Annotated in this window: 19 protein-coding genes; 17 read left to right on the top strand and 2 right to left on the bottom strand. The window is 52.4% G+C overall.

Annotation, left to right across the window (positions count from 1 at the left end):
* Positions 1-27 precede the first annotated feature (27 nt).
* Positions 28-945, top strand: coding sequence for a D-alanine--D-alanine ligase (locus KNP75_RS08195; RefSeq protein ID WP_215190199.1), 918 nt, complete (start codon positions 28-30; stop codon positions 943-945).
* Positions 946-1,096: 151 nt separating this feature from the next.
* The gene (locus KNP75_RS08190; protein ID WP_021067184.1) at positions 1,097-2,365 is read left to right on the top strand and encodes a Glu/Leu/Phe/Val family dehydrogenase; all 1,269 of its coding nucleotides are present in this window, start codon (positions 1,097-1,099) and stop codon (positions 2,363-2,365) included.
* Positions 2,366-2,419: 54 nt separating this feature from the next.
* Here the strand turns inward: KNP75_RS08190 and KNP75_RS08185 are convergent, their stop codons facing one another.
* Positions 2,420-3,427 (bottom strand): YpdA family putative bacillithiol disulfide reductase, encoded by a 1,008-nt coding sequence (locus KNP75_RS08185; RefSeq protein ID WP_215190409.1) that lies wholly within the window; start codon positions 3,425-3,427, stop codon positions 2,420-2,422.
* A gap of 36 nt (positions 3,428-3,463) precedes the next feature.
* The gene (locus tag KNP75_RS08180) at positions 3,464-4,435 is read right to left on the bottom strand and encodes an asparaginase (RefSeq protein ID WP_034777308.1); all 972 of its coding nucleotides are present in this window, start codon (positions 4,433-4,435) and stop codon (positions 3,464-3,466) included.
* 108 nt (positions 4,436-4,543) lie between these two features.
* Between KNP75_RS08180 and prsW the strand changes: the two genes are divergently transcribed.
* The 15 genes from prsW (at position 4,544) to KNP75_RS08105 (ending at position 16,218) form a co-directional block, all read left to right on the top strand.
* Positions 4,544-5,200: a glutamic-type intramembrane protease PrsW gene (gene prsW, locus KNP75_RS08175; protein WP_034777310.1), complete on the top strand. Its 657-nt coding sequence runs from the start codon at positions 4,544-4,546 to the stop codon at positions 5,198-5,200.
* A 20-nt stretch (positions 5,201-5,220) separates the two neighbouring features.
* Positions 5,221-5,886, top strand: coding sequence for a flagellar brake protein (locus KNP75_RS08170; RefSeq protein WP_215190198.1), 666 nt, complete (start codon positions 5,221-5,223; stop codon positions 5,884-5,886).
* A 74-nt stretch (positions 5,887-5,960) separates the two neighbouring features.
* Positions 5,961-6,638 carry a (d)CMP kinase gene (gene cmk, locus KNP75_RS08165; RefSeq protein WP_034777312.1) on the top strand — a complete coding sequence of 226 codons (678 nt, stop codon included), beginning with the start codon at positions 5,961-5,963 and terminating at the stop codon, positions 6,636-6,638.
* Positions 6,635-7,258, top strand: a complete 624-nt coding sequence (locus KNP75_RS08160; protein ID WP_034777314.1) for a lysophospholipid acyltransferase family protein — start codon at positions 6,635-6,637, stop codon at positions 7,256-7,258. The genes cmk and KNP75_RS08160 overlap by 4 nt, the downstream gene beginning before the upstream one ends.
* Positions 7,259-7,398: 140 nt before the next feature.
* A complete protein-coding gene (rpsA, locus tag KNP75_RS08155) occupies positions 7,399-8,547 on the top strand; it encodes a 30S ribosomal protein S1 (protein WP_215190197.1) in 1,149 nt (382 codons plus the stop codon).
* Positions 8,548-8,676: 129 nt separating this feature from the next.
* A complete protein-coding gene (gene der, locus KNP75_RS08150) occupies positions 8,677-9,987 on the top strand; it encodes a ribosome biogenesis GTPase Der (protein ID WP_034777316.1) in 1,311 nt (436 codons plus the stop codon).
* 17 nt (positions 9,988-10,004) lie between these two features.
* Positions 10,005-11,048, top strand: coding sequence for an NAD(P)H-dependent glycerol-3-phosphate dehydrogenase (locus KNP75_RS08145; protein ID WP_034777318.1), 1,044 nt, complete (start codon positions 10,005-10,007; stop codon positions 11,046-11,048).
* An 80-nt stretch (positions 11,049-11,128) separates the two neighbouring features.
* Entirely contained in the window at positions 11,129-11,329 is a 201-nt protein-coding gene (locus tag KNP75_RS08140) for a DUF2768 family protein (protein ID WP_034777319.1), read from the top strand.
* Between the two features lie 3 nt (positions 11,330-11,332).
* A complete protein-coding gene (locus KNP75_RS08135) occupies positions 11,333-12,043 on the top strand; it encodes a hypothetical protein (protein WP_034777320.1) in 711 nt (236 codons plus the stop codon).
* A 109-nt stretch (positions 12,044-12,152) separates the two neighbouring features.
* The gene (locus tag KNP75_RS08130) at positions 12,153-12,425 is read left to right on the top strand and encodes an HU family DNA-binding protein (RefSeq protein ID WP_021067196.1); all 273 of its coding nucleotides are present in this window, start codon (positions 12,153-12,155) and stop codon (positions 12,423-12,425) included.
* A gap of 127 nt (positions 12,426-12,552) precedes the next feature.
* Complete coding sequence (locus KNP75_RS08125; protein ID WP_034777321.1) at positions 12,553-13,125, top strand: heptaprenyl diphosphate synthase component 1; 573 nt, start codon at positions 12,553-12,555, stop codon at positions 13,123-13,125.
* A gap of 20 nt (positions 13,126-13,145) precedes the next feature.
* Entirely contained in the window at positions 13,146-13,847 is a 702-nt protein-coding gene (locus tag KNP75_RS08120) for a demethylmenaquinone methyltransferase (RefSeq protein ID WP_034777322.1), read from the top strand.
* A gap of 3 nt (positions 13,848-13,850) precedes the next feature.
* A complete protein-coding gene (locus KNP75_RS08115) occupies positions 13,851-14,813 on the top strand; it encodes a polyprenyl synthetase family protein (RefSeq protein WP_034777323.1) in 963 nt (320 codons plus the stop codon).
* Between the two features lie 91 nt (positions 14,814-14,904).
* Positions 14,905-15,321 carry a nucleoside-diphosphate kinase gene (ndk, locus tag KNP75_RS08110; protein WP_034777324.1) on the top strand — a complete coding sequence of 139 codons (417 nt, stop codon included), beginning with the start codon at positions 14,905-14,907 and terminating at the stop codon, positions 15,319-15,321.
* A 117-nt stretch (positions 15,322-15,438) separates the two neighbouring features.
* Positions 15,439-16,218 carry a CheR family methyltransferase gene (locus KNP75_RS08105; RefSeq protein ID WP_034779832.1) on the top strand — a complete coding sequence of 260 codons (780 nt, stop codon included), beginning with the start codon at positions 15,439-15,441 and terminating at the stop codon, positions 16,216-16,218.

The raw sequence follows: 16,218 nt of genomic DNA, 5'->3' as shown, positions 1-16,218 counted from the left end.
TGAGAAGTTAGCCGAAGGAGAGATTTGATGAAAGTCGCGGTATTATATGGTGGTGTATCAGGTGAGCGGGAAGTGTCGCTCACGAGTGGTAAAGGAATGATTGAAGCGCTTGAAGAACGGGGTCACGACGTCGTGGCGATTGATTTTCACCCGGACCGGGCCAATGAGCTGTTGACGCTTCAAGCCGACGTCGTCGTCAGCGCCCTGCATGGCAAATACGGCGAAGATGGCCGTGTCCAGTCGCTCTTAGAGATGGCAGGCTTGCCGTACACGGGGTCGGGCGTTTTGGCATCAGCGCTTGCGATGGACAAAGCCCGTGCGAAAATTATTTTCGCCGCCGCCGGCATTCGCATCGCCCGTGACGTCCTCATCGAGTCGGGCGACGATATCGACGCAAAAGTCGTCGAGTGGGGTGGTGAATTCCCATGTGTCGTCAAGCCGGCCCAAGAAGGGTCATCGAACGGATTGACGATTGCGATGGACGAAGCGATGCTCCGTGAAGGGATTGACAAAGCGTTTGCATGCGATACGGCTGTCTTGGTCGAGCAATATATTAAAGGCCGTGAGTTGACGGTACCCGTCCTTGGGAATCACGGGGCTGAGGCCGCACTCCCGGTCATCGAGATCATCCCGAAAAATGAATTTTACGATTACGAGTCGAAGTATTCAGAAGGTGGATCGATTCACGTCTGTCCGGCCGAGTTGCCGGAAGCGTTGACTGAAGAAGTTCAAACGGCTGCCATCAAAGCACACCGTGCCCTCGGATGCAGCGGTTATTCTCGTTCGGACTTCCTCGTCTCTGAAGATGGGCTCGCTTATATTTTAGAGACGAACACGCTTCCGGGTATGACACCGCTCAGCTTGTTCCCGGACAGCGCCCGGGCCGTCGGGATCTCGTACGGTGAGCTGTTAGAGCGATTCATCGAACTGGCACTAGAAAAGTAAGAAGGGAATTCCCCCTTCTTTTTTCATTTTAGAAAACGCTTTCATTATTTTTGTAAAAGCCTTTCAAATTGGGCGCGTATCAGCTATACTTTTAAACGAATACGAGGTTGATTCTTGGGGGAGAATTGACAATTTAGGGGAGGAAACCTTCATGATTACGGATCAAGAAAAAGGTCATCAAAAACGAAAAAACATCCTTGAATCGACACAAGAAGTGATACACGAGGCGCTTGATAAGCTCGGGTATCCAGAAGAGATGTATGAGCTCTTGAAAGAGCCACTTCGGATGTTGACCGTCCGCATCCCGGTACGTATGGATGACGGATCGACAAAGATTTTCACAGGATACCGGGCGCAACATAATGACGCGGTCGGACCGACGAAAGGTGGGATTCGCTTCCACCCGAGCGTGACGGAGGTCGAAGTGAAGGCGTTGTCGGTCTGGATGAGCTTGAAGGCCGGAATTGTCGACCTTCCATACGGTGGCGGTAAAGGCGGGATCGTCTGTGATCCGCGTGAGATGAGTTTCCGTGAAATCGAACGATTGAGCCGGGGTTATGTCCGAGCCATCAGTCAAATCGTCGGACCGACGAAAGATATCCCAGCGCCGGACGTGTTCACGAACTCGCAAATCATGGCGTGGATGATGGATGAGTATAGCCGCATCGATGAATTCAATTCGCCGGGCTTCATCACTGGTAAACCGCTCGTGCTCGGTGGCTCGCATGGACGTGAGACGGCGACGGCGAAAGGTGTCGCCATCATGATCCGGGAAGCGGCGCTACGCCGTGGGATCGAATTGAAAGGGGCGCGTGTCGTCGTCCAAGGGTTCGGGAATGCTGGTAGCTTCTTGTCGAAGTTCATGCATGACGCCGGGGCGAAAGTGATCGCCGTCAGCGATGCATATGGTGCGATTCACGATGAGAACGGCCTCGATATCCCGTATCTTCTCGATCGTCGAGATTCGTTCGGGACGATCTCGACGCTCTTCAAGAACACGATCTCGAACAAAGAAATGTTAGAACTCGACTGCGACATCTTGGTCCCGGCCGCGATCGAGAACCAAATCACCGAAGACAACGCCGACAACATCAAGGCGTCCATCGTCGTCGAGGCCGCCAACGGACCGACGACGAACGAAGCGACCCGCATCTTGACAGAGCGCGGCATCCTGCTTGTCCCGGATGTACTCGCTTCGAGCGGTGGGGTAACCGTCTCGTATTTCGAATGGGTTCAAAACAATCAAGGATACTATTGGACGGAAGAGGAAGTGGAAGAGAAGCTTGAGAAAGTGCTCGTCCACTCGTTCAATACGGTATATAACACGTCATCGGCCCGTAAAGTCGACATGCGTCTCGCCGCCTATATGGTCGGTGTACGCAAGATGGCGGAAGCATCGCGTTTCCGCGGTTGGGTATAATTAAACAGCAAAAAGAGGGAGAACCTGGCGCCAGGTTCTCCCTCTTTTTGTCGATTACGTTGTCACACCGTTACGCTCCCGAAGCGTCTCGGCGATCGCTTGGCCATGGAAGCGGCCGTTCTCGATAAAGATCTTATTGGCGTCATTTCCGGCGGCGACGACACCGGCGATGAACAAGCTGTCGACGTTCGTCTCGAACGTCGTCTCGTCAAACGAGGGCACACCGGTCTCCTCATCGACTTGGACCCCGGCATCCGCGAACAGCCCATGGTCGGGCAAGTAGCCCGTCATGGCGAGGACGTGGTCGGTCTCGAGCCGATGTTCTTCACCATGCTGACGATAGACGACGTGATGCGGTTCGATTCGAACGATCTCCGCTTCGAGCTCGAGTCGCACCTTGTCATGACGGACGAGCGAGTCGAACGTCGGCAGGACCCACGGTTTGACAGACGGACTGTAGCCGTCCCCGCGATAGAGTACCGTAACGTGGGCACCGGCCTTCTCGAGCTCGATGGCCGCGTCGACCGCGGAGTTCTTTCCGCCGATGACCGTCACACGTTGTCGGTAAAACGGATGCGCTTCTTTGAAATAATGCGTGACGTGCGGCAACTCTTCACCTGGGACGTCCAACGTACGAGGACGGCCATAATACCCGGTGGCCAAGATGACATAATCGGCTTGGCGTTCTTTGACGCCGTCACGGTCATGGCGTGACCGAACGATGAACCCGTCCTCGGAACGCGTGACCGTTTCGACCGTCTCGAACGGTTGGACGTTGAGACCGGTCCGGCTGACGACTTCCCGATAGTAGACGAGCGCGTCTTGACGACGCGGTTTCAAATCTTTACAGATAAACGGGATATCCCCGATTTCGAGCAAGCTGGCAGAAGAGAAAAACGTTTGATGGGTCGGATACCGATAGATGGCATCGACGATATTGCCGCGCTCGATGACCGTGCACGAGATGCCGATCCGTTCTAATTCGATCGCAGCCGACAGTCCGCATGGTCCGGCGCCGACGACGATAGCATGTTTATTCAATGAAATCACCTCATCCCTCATTGTATGGAAGGACGAAACGGTTGGCAAGCCGCCAACTCACTGTTGGAAGCTGAAGCTATGTTCCATGACCGCTTGGGACGAACCCGCCTCGAGCTCGACAAGGAGGCGAAGTCTCGCTTTTTGTGAGTTGAGACCGTTCGAGAAGATGATGCCCATCTCTTTCAGTTGCTGGCCGCCGCCGACGTAGCCGTACACGTCTTGCACGATTCCGTTGAAACAACGGCTGACGATGACGACCGGCATCCGTTCGACGAGCATCTCGAGCGCGGGGACGATTGACGGTGGGACATTCCCTTGCCCGAGTACTTCAAGGACGAGCCCGTCATAGCCGAGCGCGAGCACCGCCTCGAGCAGGTCCGGCTCCATCCCGGCGACGACTTTCAGCACCGCGACCCGTTTCGTGATCGATGGAATCATTTTCGGTTGTTTTGTCGTCGGCTGACTATAAATGAGGACGTGATCTTTCGTCACCATACCGACGTTGCCGAAGTGGACCGATTTGAACGTGTCGACCGAGGACGTGTGCGTCTTCGTGACGTTGAACGCGGAGTGGATTTCACCATTGAAGACGACGAGCACGCCTTTGCCGCGTGCCACATCACTTTGGGCGACCCGAAGCGCCGTGATGAGATTGAATTCGCCGTCCGAGCCGACCTCGTTTGACGAGCGCATCGCTCCGGTCAATACGATCGGTACCGGTGCACCAAGCGTGATTTGTAAGAAGTAGGCCGTCTCTTCGAGTGTGTCCGTCCCGTGAGTGATGACGACCCCATCGTACGTGTCTTGTGTCAATTGTTGATTGATGAACTGGGCGAGCTCGAGCATTTTCTCGGGCGTCATGTGCGGCGACGGGATGTTCGAGAAATGTTTCGTTGTGATATTCGCGATGTCCGTCGCTTTCGGTAACGTCGCGTCGATCGGATTGACTTCGCTCGGCATGACATGTCCCGACCCCGATTGAGACATGGCGATTGTGCCGCCGGTGTGGATCAGTAATAAATGGTTCATAAACAGACCTCCAACTTTTTTGTTCGTTTCTTCCAATTTCTAGGTGCGACCTACTTTTTCTTTCCTCTATTTCAGTGTATGCTTAACGTGAGAAAGGAGAGATGCATCATGATTGCAATCGCCTTGTCTGCGGTTGCGCCAGGGTTCGCCCTTCTTTCCTACTTCTATCTCCGGCATGAATTGGAAGCGGAACCGCTCGGCTATGTGATCCGTTCGTTCGTCGCCGGGGCCATTCTCGTCTTTCCGATCATGTTCGTGCAGTATGCGTTCGTGGAAGAAGGGGTGCTCGTGGGCCCGTTTTGGAAGGCGTTCGTGGCCACCGCGCTATTAGAAGAGTTTTTTAAGTGGTTCATGATTTATTATACAATATACATACATAAAGTCTTTGATGATTACTACGACGGGATTCTCTATGCGGTCGCCTGCTCACTCGGCTTTGCCACGTTAGAGAATTTTCTATATTTATGGGTGTACGACTCGATTGAAATCGCCATTTGGCGTGCTGTGTTGCCGGTGAGTGGGCATGCGCTCTTCGCTGTCGTGATGGGGTTTTGCCTCGGCCGGGCCAAACATTCCGCCCATGAGCGCTTCTGGCTGTTCACGGCCGTCATGGCGGCGACATTGTTGCATGGCATGTTCGACTATATCTTGCTCGTCGAACCGATGAACAAAGTGCCGGCTGTCGTCTACATCGTCGTTCTTTGGATGGTCGCGCTTTTGCTCGTGCGGACCGCCAATCGCTCCAACCATCGCCAGTACAAATAGAATAAAAGGGGAATCGTTTCATGTTAAAAGTAGGACAAGAGTTACGGGTAGAAGTCGAAGGGAGAAAAGAAGGAAAGACAAAAATCGCGGCTATCAACGACCAAGTCGTCTGGATCGAGTCCCCGAGTGAGACGGATACGTTAAAGACGTTTTTCTTGCACGAGGACGAATCGATGCGTGTCTATTTTTTCGTAGGAGAAGAGCAGCTCTATGCGTTTGATACGGTCGTGACGAGACGGGTGAGCGATGCGCAACTGACGCTTCGCTACGCCTTCGCGTTGCCGGATGAAAAGAAAATCAAGCGCGTGCAGCGCCGTGAATATTTACGTGTCCCTGAAATGATCAATGTGACCGTATCCGCCGAGGACGGCCAGGCGTTCCCATCGTTTGAGACGACGTCGCTCGACGTGTCGGCCGGCGGTATGCGAATCGTGGCCAATCGAGCCCCGGTCGCGGTCGACGAGTCGATGATCGTCACGTTCCTTATTAATGATGACCGGGGCGTGCCGCAGACGTTCCGCGTCAAGAGCCGCCTCGTCCGCATCCATGAACAGACGGCCAAACAAGAGTTGTCGCTTTGCTTTGAAGAGTTATCACACCGGGACCAGGAGACGATTTTACGTTATTGCTTCCGAGCCCAGCTCGAAGCGAGAAAACGGACCGGCTCCGTATTTTCTTCACGATAAAAAACTGGTATGATGTTCTCGGAACAAATGACCGAGAGGAGGCGGGTATTGGGATGAGCCGATACCCAATTTTTATGAATAAACCATTACAAATCGCATTAGATGGACCGGCTGGGGCCGGCAAGAGCACGATCGCGAAAACGCTCGCTAAAAAACTAGGATACGTCTATATCGATACGGGTGCGATTTATCGCGCCGTCACGTATCGCGCGCTTCAAGACGGCGTCGGTCTCGAAGACGGTCCGATGCTCGCTGAGATGATCGACAAGATGGATTTACGTCTCGTTCCGTCCGAGAACGGTCAACGCGTGTTCGATGGCACGGAAGAAGTGACCGATGTCATCCGGACGAGCGAAGTGACGAACAACGTCAGTTTCGTCGCGCGCCAGCCGGAAGTACGGGCTGCCCTTATGGATTTACAGCGTGACCTCGCGAGTAAAGGCGGAATCGTCATGGACGGCCGTGATATCGGCACGCACGTCTTACCAGGCGCCGACTTGAAAGTGTTCATGACGGCGACGGTCGAAGAACGGGCCCGCCGTCGCCACGAAGAGAACGTGGCGAAAGGGTTGCCGAGCGACCTCGGACAGTTACAGCTTGAGATTGCCCTCCGCGACAAGCGCGACTCGGAACGAGAGGTCGCTCCGCTTCGCCAAGCGGACGACGCGCACTACCTCGACACGACCGAGCTGTCGATCGACGGGGTCGTCGAGGCGATCGAGCAATTGATGAAGCAGGTGATTGAACGATGAGACCACTCAACAATGGGCCGTTCGGCATGTATCGTCTCGCGGTGGGCGTCGTCAATATCATTCGCCGGTTGAGTTTCCGCGTCGAATATATCGGACGGGAAAACGTCCCGCTCGACGGGTCGATGATCGTCTGTTCAAACCATCAATCGAACTGGGACCCGGTACTTCTCGCCGGGGCGATGCCGAAACAACGCCAGCTCCGCTTCTTTGCGAAAAAAGAGTTGTTTGAAGTCCCGGTATTGAAACATATCTTGAACCGCGCTGGTCAAATCCCTGTGTCACGCGGAGAAGGCGACCGCCAGGCACTCCGTGTCGTCTTGCAAAAGTTGAAGGAAGACGAGGTCATCTCGATCTTTCCGGAAGGGACACGCTCGAAAGACGGGACGCTCGGCAAAGCCCAGGCCGGAGTCGGGTTCTTTGCGCTCCGCTCGGACGCCTCGGTGCTTCCGGTAGCCATCATCGGCACATATAAGTTCCGTTCGAAGCTTAAAGTCGTGATCGGCAAGCCAGTCGACTTGAGCGGGCTAAAAGCGGAGAAGGCGAGTGCTCAAACCGCGGCCGATTTGATTATGGCGACGATCGGTGATTTGTACATGCAGCATTCACGGAACGTTCGTTAATTTCAGGTTTAATCTCGCGCCAGGAAAGGAACTAACCTGATAACACCTTGACAAATCTTTCGAATTATAAGAAGTTTATACTAGGTGTAAGCGCCTTAGGGCGTTCCTTTTTGTACTCATCGTGAGGGGGTAGTGTTGGAATGGTCGAAGAAATGAAAGATATGCCTGATTTTGAGATTAATCGAGGTCAAATTGTGACCGGTACTGTCGTCAAAATCGAGGACAAACAAGCGTTGATCGATATCGGTTATAAAACCGAGGCAATTTTACCAATCAGCGAAGTATCAAGCATGCATTTAGACGATTTAAACGAATCACTCCATGTTAACGACGAAATCCGTGTCAAAGTGAAAAAGGTCACGGACGAAGAGGTGGTCGTTTCGAAGAAAGACGTGGATGCCGAGGCAGCTTGGGATCAAATCGTCGAGAAATTCGAATCTGGCGAAGTGTTCGAAGTCATGGTAAAAGACAAGGTCAAAGGTGGTCTTGTCGTTGACATCGGTATCCGTGGATTTATCCCGGCTTCGCTCGTAGAAAACCACTTTGTCGAAGACTTCTCATCCTACTTGAATAAACCGATTACGGTTAAAGTCGTCGAGATTGACCGCGAGAAAAATCGCGTCATCTTGTCGCATAAAGCGGTTGCTGAAGCTGAAATGAGCGCGAAGAAAGCGGAGACGCTCGAATCGCTCGAGGTCGGTCAAATCATCGAAGGGACGGTTCAACGTCTCACTGATTTCGGTGCATTCGTCGATATCGGCGGCGTCGACGGACTCGTCCACATTTCGGAAATGGCCCATAGCCGGGTAGAGAAACCGAGCGATGTTGTGACTGAAGGAGACAAAGTCAAAGTGAAAGTGCTTGGACTTGACCTCGACAACGAGAAAGTGAAGTTGTCGATCAAAGAGACGCAACCTGGACCGTGGGAATCGGTGGAAGGTAAAATTCAACCGGGCGACGAGATCGACGGGAAAGTCAAACGTCTCGTGACGTTCGGTGCTTTCGTCGAAGTCGCGCCGCAAGTCGAAGGTTTGCTGCACATCTCGCAGATTGCGAACCGACACATCGCGACGCCGTCTGAAGTGTTGTCAGAAGGCCAAGACGTGAAAGTGAAAGTGCTCGATGTCCATCTTGATGAGAAGAAAATCTCACTCTCGATGCGTGCGCTCGAGTCGAGTGATTCGACGCGTGAAGACGCGGACCAATCGCTGCTTGACGAGTATAGTGACCAAGGAGGGTTCTCTGTCTCTGAATTGACAGGAGAAGAGACCTCGGACGATTCTAAATAAGACGGTCGTTCAAGCGGGAGCCAGACTCCCGCTTCTTTTTGTATGGTCACGGAAATAGCGCTGTGATATGATAGTACAGTTGCAATTAGAAACGATCAGTTATTGAATGAAAGTTAGAGAGGTGTTTATATGGGAATTCCAGCAGTGGCCATCGTAGGCCGCCCGAATATTGGGAAATCCACGATTTTTAACCGGATTATCGGAGATCGCGTGTCGATCGTCGATGATAAACCGGGGGTAACACGCGACCGCATTTATGGGACGGGTGAGTGGTTGAACCGTAAGTTTCATTTAATCGATACAGGCGGGATCGAGGTCGGTGATGAGCCGCTTCTCGTTCAAATGCGCCACCAGGCCGAGCTTGCGATCGATGAGGCGGACGTCATCATTTTCATGGTGAACGGACGCGAAGGCATTACAGCGGCAGACGAAGAAGTGGCGAACTTGTTGTTCCGTTCGAACAAACCGATCGTCCTCGCCGTCAACAAAGTCGATAACTTCGAGATGCGCGAACTCATGTATGAGTTTTATTCGCTCGGATTCGGCGACCCGTTCCCGATTTCGGGGACACACGGACTCGGGCTTGGAGACTTGCTCGACAAAGTTCTCGATTTGGCGCCAGATAAAGATGATTATGAATACAATGAAGAAGTCATCCAGTTCTCGCTCATCGGACGTCCGAACGTTGGGAAATCGAGCTTGACGAATGCGATTCTCGGTGAAGAACGCGTCATCGTCTCGGATATCGCGGGGACGACTCGTGATGCGATCGATACACCGTTCACACGGGATGGACAAGAGTACGTCATCATCGATACGGCTGGTATGCGGAAACGCGGAAAAGTGTATGAATCAACCGAGCGTTATAGCGTCATGCGTGCCCAAAAGGCAATCGAACGTTCGAACGTAGTCCTCGTCGTCATCGACGGCGAAGAAGGCATCATCGAACAAGACAAACGCGTCGCCGGCCTCGCCCACGAAGCGGGGAAAGCCATCGTGCTCGTCGTCAACAAGTGGGATGCCGTCGACAAAGACGATAAGACGATGAAGAAGATGGAAGAGAAGATTCGTAAAGAGTTCTTGTTCCTCGACTACGCGCCGATCGTATTCTTGTCGGCTCTCACGTCGAAACGTCTTCAGACGTTGCTTCCGGTCATCAAGGAAGTGGCCGAGTCGCACCGTCGTCGGATCTCGACGAGCGTGTTGAACGACGTCATCGTCGACGCGGTCGCGATGAACCCGACACCGACGGACAAAGGACAGCGACTCAAGATCAACTACGCGACGCAAGTGGCCATCGAGCCGCCGACGTTCGTGTTGTTCGTCAACGACCCAGAGTTGCTTCACTTCTCGTACAAACGTTATCTAGACAACCAGATTCGTCGCGCATTTGACTTCACTGGTACACCGATTCATATCGTGGCGCGTCAGAAAAACTAATAATGGGGGTGCCTTCTATGGCAAAAGTTGCTGTCATCGGCGCAGGGAGCTGGGGAACGGCGTTATCACTCGTCCTCGCTGACAACGGACACGACGTCCTGCTTTATGGACGTGAAGAAGAGCATGTGCATGAAATCAATACCGACCACACGAATTCGACGTATTTGAAAGATGCGCCGTTACCGACCTCGATTCGAGCGACGACGGACTTGGCAGAAGCGGTCGCCGGCCGCTCCATCGTGTTCCTCGTCGTCCCGAGCTCGGCGATTCGTCCGGTGTCTCGTGAGTTGAACGCACTTCTCACAGAGCCGGCCGTTCTCGTCCACGCCGCTAAAGGGATCGAACCGAAGACGCACAAACGTCTGTCGGAGATCATCGCCGAAGAAATCGATCCGGCGAAACGCCGGGCCATCGGTGTTTTGACCGGCCCGACCCACGCGGAAGAAGTGGCGGTCCGTAAATTGACGACGATCACGATCGCCTGCGAGGATTTGGATGTGGCCGATGAGATTCAAGAGTTGCTCACGAACGATCAGTTCCGGGTGTATTTGAACTCGGACGTCATCGGAGCGGAGTATGGCGGTGCCCTTAAAAACATCATCGCGCTCGCTGCGGGGATGACGGACGGCCTCGGTTACGGCGATAATGCCAAAGCGGCGCTCATGACGCGCGGGATCGTTGAAATCGCGCGACTCGGGGTCAAACTCGGTGCCAACCCGGCCTCGTTCTCGGGATTGACCGGGATTGGTGATTTAATCGTCACGGCCACGTCTCAGCATAGCCGTAACTGGCGCGCCGGGAACGCGATCGGCCGCGGTGAAAAACTCGAGGACGTGCTCGGTCATATGGGAATGGTCGTCGAAGGTGTTCGTGCCTGTGAGGCGGCGCATACACTCGCTCGGGAAGCCGGTGTCGAAATGCCGATCACGGAAGCCCTTTACAACGTATTGTTCGAAGGCAAGAGCCCGCATGATGAAGTACAAAAGTTAATGAGACGCCCGCAAAAGCATGAGATGGAAGAAGTATTCCATTTCGAAGGCGGCGAAGAGCAAAGGGACTGACGTTTTCGTTCAGTTCCTTTGTTTTTTTTGCTACACTTATGTACGGAGAAAGAATTAAAGAGAAAGTCGAGGGGATAGACGTGACACCGTCACTCATCAAGATGTGGATTTCATTTGCGGGGATTGGAGCGTTTGCCATCGCCGCGCTCATGGTGGCAATCAGCCATACGAAGCTATCGGGATGGTTCGCGGCGCTCGTCCGCGTCATCGCATTCGTCATATTTTTATTTGGAACGATCATCATGATTTATGTGGTCGCTTCAGGACCGACAGGAGGATAACACGTGAAACGGATTTTGTTGGTCGCTAGTCTTTTGGCGGCGACCGTGCTCAGTGGATGTATGTTCCCGGACTCGAACCGGGTCGATAACGTGCCGTATGAAGATCAATTGACATCGGTCCAGACGGCCGTTGATTCGTTCAAAGAGACGACCGGTGTCTTGCCAATCAAAACGAAACCGGCTGAAACGCCTCTCATGGAGCGTTACCCGATCGAATTCGCCCGTCTCGTGCCTGGTTATTTGGCCGATCCGCCGGCGAACAGTTTCGAAGGGGGCGGCTTGTTCTTATATGTCCTTGTCGACGCCGAGACCGAGCCTACGGTCAAGCTCATTGATTTGCGCGTGACCGAACGGTTGCAAACGTTACAGACGAACATTAACGCCTTTCGGGCCAAAGAAGGGAAATTTCCGTTTGACGGGTCGGTCGGCAAGAATCAATTCACGATCGATTATGATCTCATCTTCGTCTCAGAAGAACCGACGGTCCCGAGTCCATACACCGATACCGAGTTGCCGATTTATGTCGACGGGACCGGGCAATTATTTGTCGATTACCGGACCGACCTTGAAGCCGCCCTTGAGAACACGGATGTAGAGCCGAAAGTCGGGGAAGACATTCGATATTTGCTCTATAATGACTCCCCGTTCGCCCCTGCTTATTCGCAAGGGTACACGATTAATGAACAAGGTGAGGTCGAGTTTTTAAACAACTGATCGTCGGAACGGGTCGAATATGGGCTTTTCACTTAAAAAATGTTGTCATATCAACGTTTGTACGATATGATTAATCCCGTAAACTCCCTGTGAGAGGAGGTGAATCGTGATGAACAAAACTGAATTGATCCAAGCAGTTGCGGAGAAAGCCAACGTTTCGAAAAAAGAAGCTACACAAGTTGTAGAAGCTACATTCGAATCTATCACTGAAGCACTCCAAAACGGTGATAAAATTCAATTGATCGGTTTTGGTACTTTTGAAGTTCGTGAACGTGCTGCCCGTAAAGGCCGTAACCCACGTACGAAAGAAGATATCGAAATCCCGGCGAGCAAAGTTCCTGCCTTCAAAGCAGGTAAAGCGCTCAAAGATGCGGTCAAATAATGTGCAATACATAAGTCGCCGAAAGGCGGCTTTTTTTGTGGTGGAAAGCGAGTTCACATGGCGTGAATGTGACAAAAATGTGCTATACTATGTCAGAATGACAACGAAGAGGACGAGGGGGGATAGCATGGAACAGATGACATACGAAACCGTTGTCACCGACCTTGCTCGTCAAATCGAAGAACGCATGACCCATCCGTATTTGACGAGACACGAGATTGTACCCGCAGTCGACATGCCTTTACTTCGTTGGATGGTCGAGATGATTGAAATCGAATCGAATCAACAACGTCAGCTCGTGCTTGCGACGTATTTTGCGCACCAAGCGCTCGAACTGCACGATCAAGTAAAGGATAGTCCGAACGGATCGCTCGAGCGGCAATTGAAAGTGCTCGCCGGCGATTATGCCTCGGCTCAATTTTATAAAATTCTGGCCCTGTTTCCTGCCGATTATAGCAATCGCTTCGGCCGGACGGTCCAGCTCGTCAACGGGGCGAAATGTACACTTGCGTTAGACGCAGACGTACCTGTCACGACGTGGATGGAAGCGAACTTCGGATTGATCAAAACGTTTTCTGAAGTGATCGGTCAGGCTTACTTGACCGCATACGGAAAAACGATCATCGAACGAAAGGCGGCGGAACTGCGCCAAGAACAACGAGAACAGCTATCGACGCTCCTGGCGCACGCTGTCGCTTAGAACGGAAAGGATGTTACGTATTGCAACCGAAAGAAAAAGAGCAAAAAGTATATGACGTGTTTCAATCAATCTCACCGAGCTACGATACGATGAACTCGATCATCAGCTTCCGTTTGCATAAATGGTGGCGCAAAGCGACAATGCGTCGCATGCAAGTGTTCCCAGGGGCTAAATGTCTCGACGTCTGTTGCGGGACGGCTGATTGGACGATTCAACTCGCCGAGGCGGCCGGGAATACCGGTGTCGTCAAAGGTCTCGATTTCTCCGAGAACATGCTCGCGGTCGGACAAGAGAAAGTGGAAGAATATCCGACGATCGAACTCATCCATGGTAACGCGATGGCATTGCCGTTCGGCGATCACTCGTTCGACTATGTGACGATCGGTTTTGGTCTTCGCAACGTTCCGGACTATATGACGGTGCTCCGTGAGATGCACCGGGTGTTGAAGCCGGGTGGTACGGTCGTCTGTCTCGAGACGAGCCAACCGACGGCACCACTCTTCAGCGAGCTATACCGATTTTACTTTGGATCGGTCATGCCGCTGTTCGGTAAAGTGTTTGCCGGCTCGTATGATCAATATAAGTGGCTCCAAGAATCGACCGATCAATTCCCGGACCGGTTGACGCTAAAACGGATGTTTGAGACGGCAGGATTCGAACAAGTCGAAGTGAAGGCGTTCTCCGGCGGTGCGTGTGCCATGCACTTAGGAAAGAAGTGGTGACCGATGTCTTTGAAGCGACTTTATCGCCACATGAACCGAGAGATTGAACAGATTGACCGGTTCTTGTCGACGCGAGTCCAAACCGATCATCCGGTCATCGAAGCGGCTTCGAAACAACTGTTAGACGCGGGCGGGAAGCGGATTCGGCCGGCGTTCGTCCTGCTTAGCGCCGGATTCGGACAGACGAAAGACATCCGATTGACGAAAGTGGCGGCGAGTCTAGAATTGATTCATATGGCCTCGCTCGTTCATGACGACGTCATCGATGACGCCACATTGCGCCGCGGCAAACCGACCGTCATGGAACGTTACGATGAACGGGTCGCGATGTACACCGGTAATACGTTGTTCGGTGAAGCGATTCGGCTCGTCTCTGAGATCGATTCCCCAGACGTGATGCAAATCATGGCTGATACGATGGAACTGATCTGTGTCGGGGAAATCAATCAAATCCAAGATCAATATGACTGGGCCCAATCTCCGAAACGATATCTCGACCGCATCGCCCGCAAGACGGCGCTGTTGATCGAGACGAGTTGTGCGGCTGGTGCCGTCGTCTCGGGAGCCTCTCCTGACGTTGTCAAACAGCTGCGGTTGTTCGGCTATGATATCGGGATGGCGTTTCAAATGACGGACGACTTGCTCGACTTCACCGCAAAAAGTTTCCAACTCGGAAAACCGGTCGGTGAAGATTTGAAACACGGTCATAAAACGCTTCCGCTCTTCTATTCAGCGGAAAATCCGGAATTTTTCGATCGGTTGCAACAAGTCAGTCATTCGTCTGATTATGCTTTGACGCACACGCTCGTTCGTGAAGTGCAACGCAACGGGACGCTCGAGCGGAGCCAACGGACGATCGACCGTTATGTGAACCGGGCGATCCGACGTCTTGACGGGTTACCGGACGTGGCCGACAAACGCTCCCTCATCGAGATTGCCGAGTACATCGGGAAACGAAAATGGTAATCGGCACCTTGTAAACCCTTTCAATAATGGTGATGACCGTGTAAACTAATAACGTACATGGTACACATATCGATTTAGGGGGATTAGGGGAATGGAAAAAACATTTTTAATGGTGAAACCGGATGGCGTGAAACGTGGATTGATTGGGGAAATCATCTCGCGCTTCGAACAAAAAGGCTATACGTTGAATCGTCTTGAATTGTTGACACCATCAGTGGAAGTTGCACAATCGCATTATGCGGAACATAAGGAAAAGCCGTTCTTTGGAGAGCTAGTCGACTTTTTAACGTCTGGTCCTGTTGTGGCGATGGAATGGGAAGGCGAGAATATCGTCGCCGTCTCTCGGTTGATGATCGGGAAGACGAACCCGCTTGACGCACAACCTGGAACGATTCGTGGCGACTTGGCCTCGACGATGTCACAAAACGTCATCCATGGTTCAGATAGCGTGGAGAGCGCAGAGCGTGAATTGTCACTCTGGTTCGCCACTGAAGCATCACACGTTTGATGACGATAAAAGGGACGGGGGCCTCCTGTCCCTTTTTATATTGGGATTGAAGCGCTCTCACTCGTTTTGGCACGACATGATCTAGGAGAAGAGAAAGAATTGAGGTTGGAACTGGTGATAAATGATTATGCCATCTTCGTTAAAAAGTTTTATTTGAAGTCAGGGATCGACTTGAATTTATATAAAGAGGCTCAGATGAAGCGGCGGATGATCGCGCTTCGTGAGAAGAAAGGGTATGCCACGTTCATCGAGTATTTCAAAGCGATGGAAGCGGATCGAGGATTGTACGATGAATTTTTAGACCGCATGACGATCAACGTGAGCGAGTTTTATCGGAACCCCGTCCGCTGGCAGCAGCTTGAGACGGATATCTTACCCGAGCTCATCCGAAAAAGTCAAGGCAAATTGCGTGTCTGGAGCGCGGCCTGTTCGACCGGAGAAGAGCCGTACTCGTTAGCGATGCTATTATCGAAACATTTGTCACCCGCCCAGTTCACGATCACGGCGACGGACCTAGATGATGTGGTGATCGAAAAAGCGAAGCAAGGCAAGTACCATGAGCGGGCGCTCGTCGACTTGCCCCCTGATTTTCGGCAGCGTTATTTCACTCGCCGTGGGGACGACTATTACATCACAGAAGACATCAAGAAGTTGGTGACGTTTAAAAAACATAACTTGTTGGCCGACGTGTACGAGCGGAATTTTGATTTGATCGTCTGTCGCAACGTCTTGATTTATTTCACCGAGGAAGCGAAAGAGAAAGTTTATAAATCATTCCACCGTTCGCTTCGCCCGGGCGGGATCCTTTTCGTCGGAGGCACGGAGCAAATCTTTCAACCGAAACGGTATGGCTACAAGATGAAACAAAGTTTCTTCTACGAAAAATTTGAAGAGTGA

This window comes from Exiguobacterium sp. s6 (genome assembly GCF_018618155.1).
GTDB lineage: Bacteria > Bacillota > Bacilli > Exiguobacteriales > Exiguobacteriaceae > Exiguobacterium > Exiguobacterium mexicanum_A.
The sequence above is the reverse complement of the archived record's forward strand: the minus strand, read 5'-3'. Positions and strand labels throughout refer to the sequence as shown.

Coding starts and splice junctions, on each gene's coding strand:
- KNP75_RS08125 (WP_034777321.1), top strand. CDS start 12,553: ATGGAACAGATGACATACGAAACCGTTGTCACCGACCTTGCTCGTCAA.
- KNP75_RS08145 (WP_034777318.1), top strand. CDS start 10,005: ATGGCAAAAGTTGCTGTCATCGGCGCAGGGAGCTGGGGAACGGCGTTA.
- KNP75_RS08160 (WP_034777314.1), top strand. CDS start 6,635: ATGAGACCACTCAACAATGGGCCGTTCGGCATGTATCGTCTCGCGGTG.
- KNP75_RS08170 (WP_215190198.1), top strand. CDS start 5,221: ATGTTAAAAGTAGGACAAGAGTTACGGGTAGAAGTCGAAGGGAGAAAA.
- rpsA (WP_215190197.1), top strand. CDS start 7,399: ATGGTCGAAGAAATGAAAGATATGCCTGATTTTGAGATTAATCGAGGT.
- der (WP_034777316.1), top strand. CDS start 8,677: ATGGGAATTCCAGCAGTGGCCATCGTAGGCCGCCCGAATATTGGGAAA.
- KNP75_RS08180 (WP_034777308.1), bottom strand. CDS start 4,435: ATGAACCATTTATTACTGATCCACACCGGCGGCACAATCGCCATGTCT.
- ndk (WP_034777324.1), top strand. CDS start 14,905: ATGGAAAAAACATTTTTAATGGTGAAACCGGATGGCGTGAAACGTGGA.
- KNP75_RS08185 (WP_215190409.1), bottom strand. CDS start 3,427: ATGAGGGATGAGGTGATTTCATTGAATAAACATGCTATCGTCGTCGGC.
- KNP75_RS08190 (WP_021067184.1), top strand. CDS start 1,097: ATGATTACGGATCAAGAAAAAGGTCATCAAAAACGAAAAAACATCCTT.
- prsW (WP_034777310.1), top strand. CDS start 4,544: ATGATTGCAATCGCCTTGTCTGCGGTTGCGCCAGGGTTCGCCCTTCTT.
- KNP75_RS08130 (WP_021067196.1), top strand. CDS start 12,153: ATGAACAAAACTGAATTGATCCAAGCAGTTGCGGAGAAAGCCAACGTT.
- KNP75_RS08115 (WP_034777323.1), top strand. CDS start 13,851: ATGTCTTTGAAGCGACTTTATCGCCACATGAACCGAGAGATTGAACAG.
- KNP75_RS08195 (WP_215190199.1), top strand. CDS start 28: ATGAAAGTCGCGGTATTATATGGTGGTGTATCAGGTGAGCGGGAAGTG.
- cmk (WP_034777312.1), top strand. CDS start 5,961: ATGAATAAACCATTACAAATCGCATTAGATGGACCGGCTGGGGCCGGC.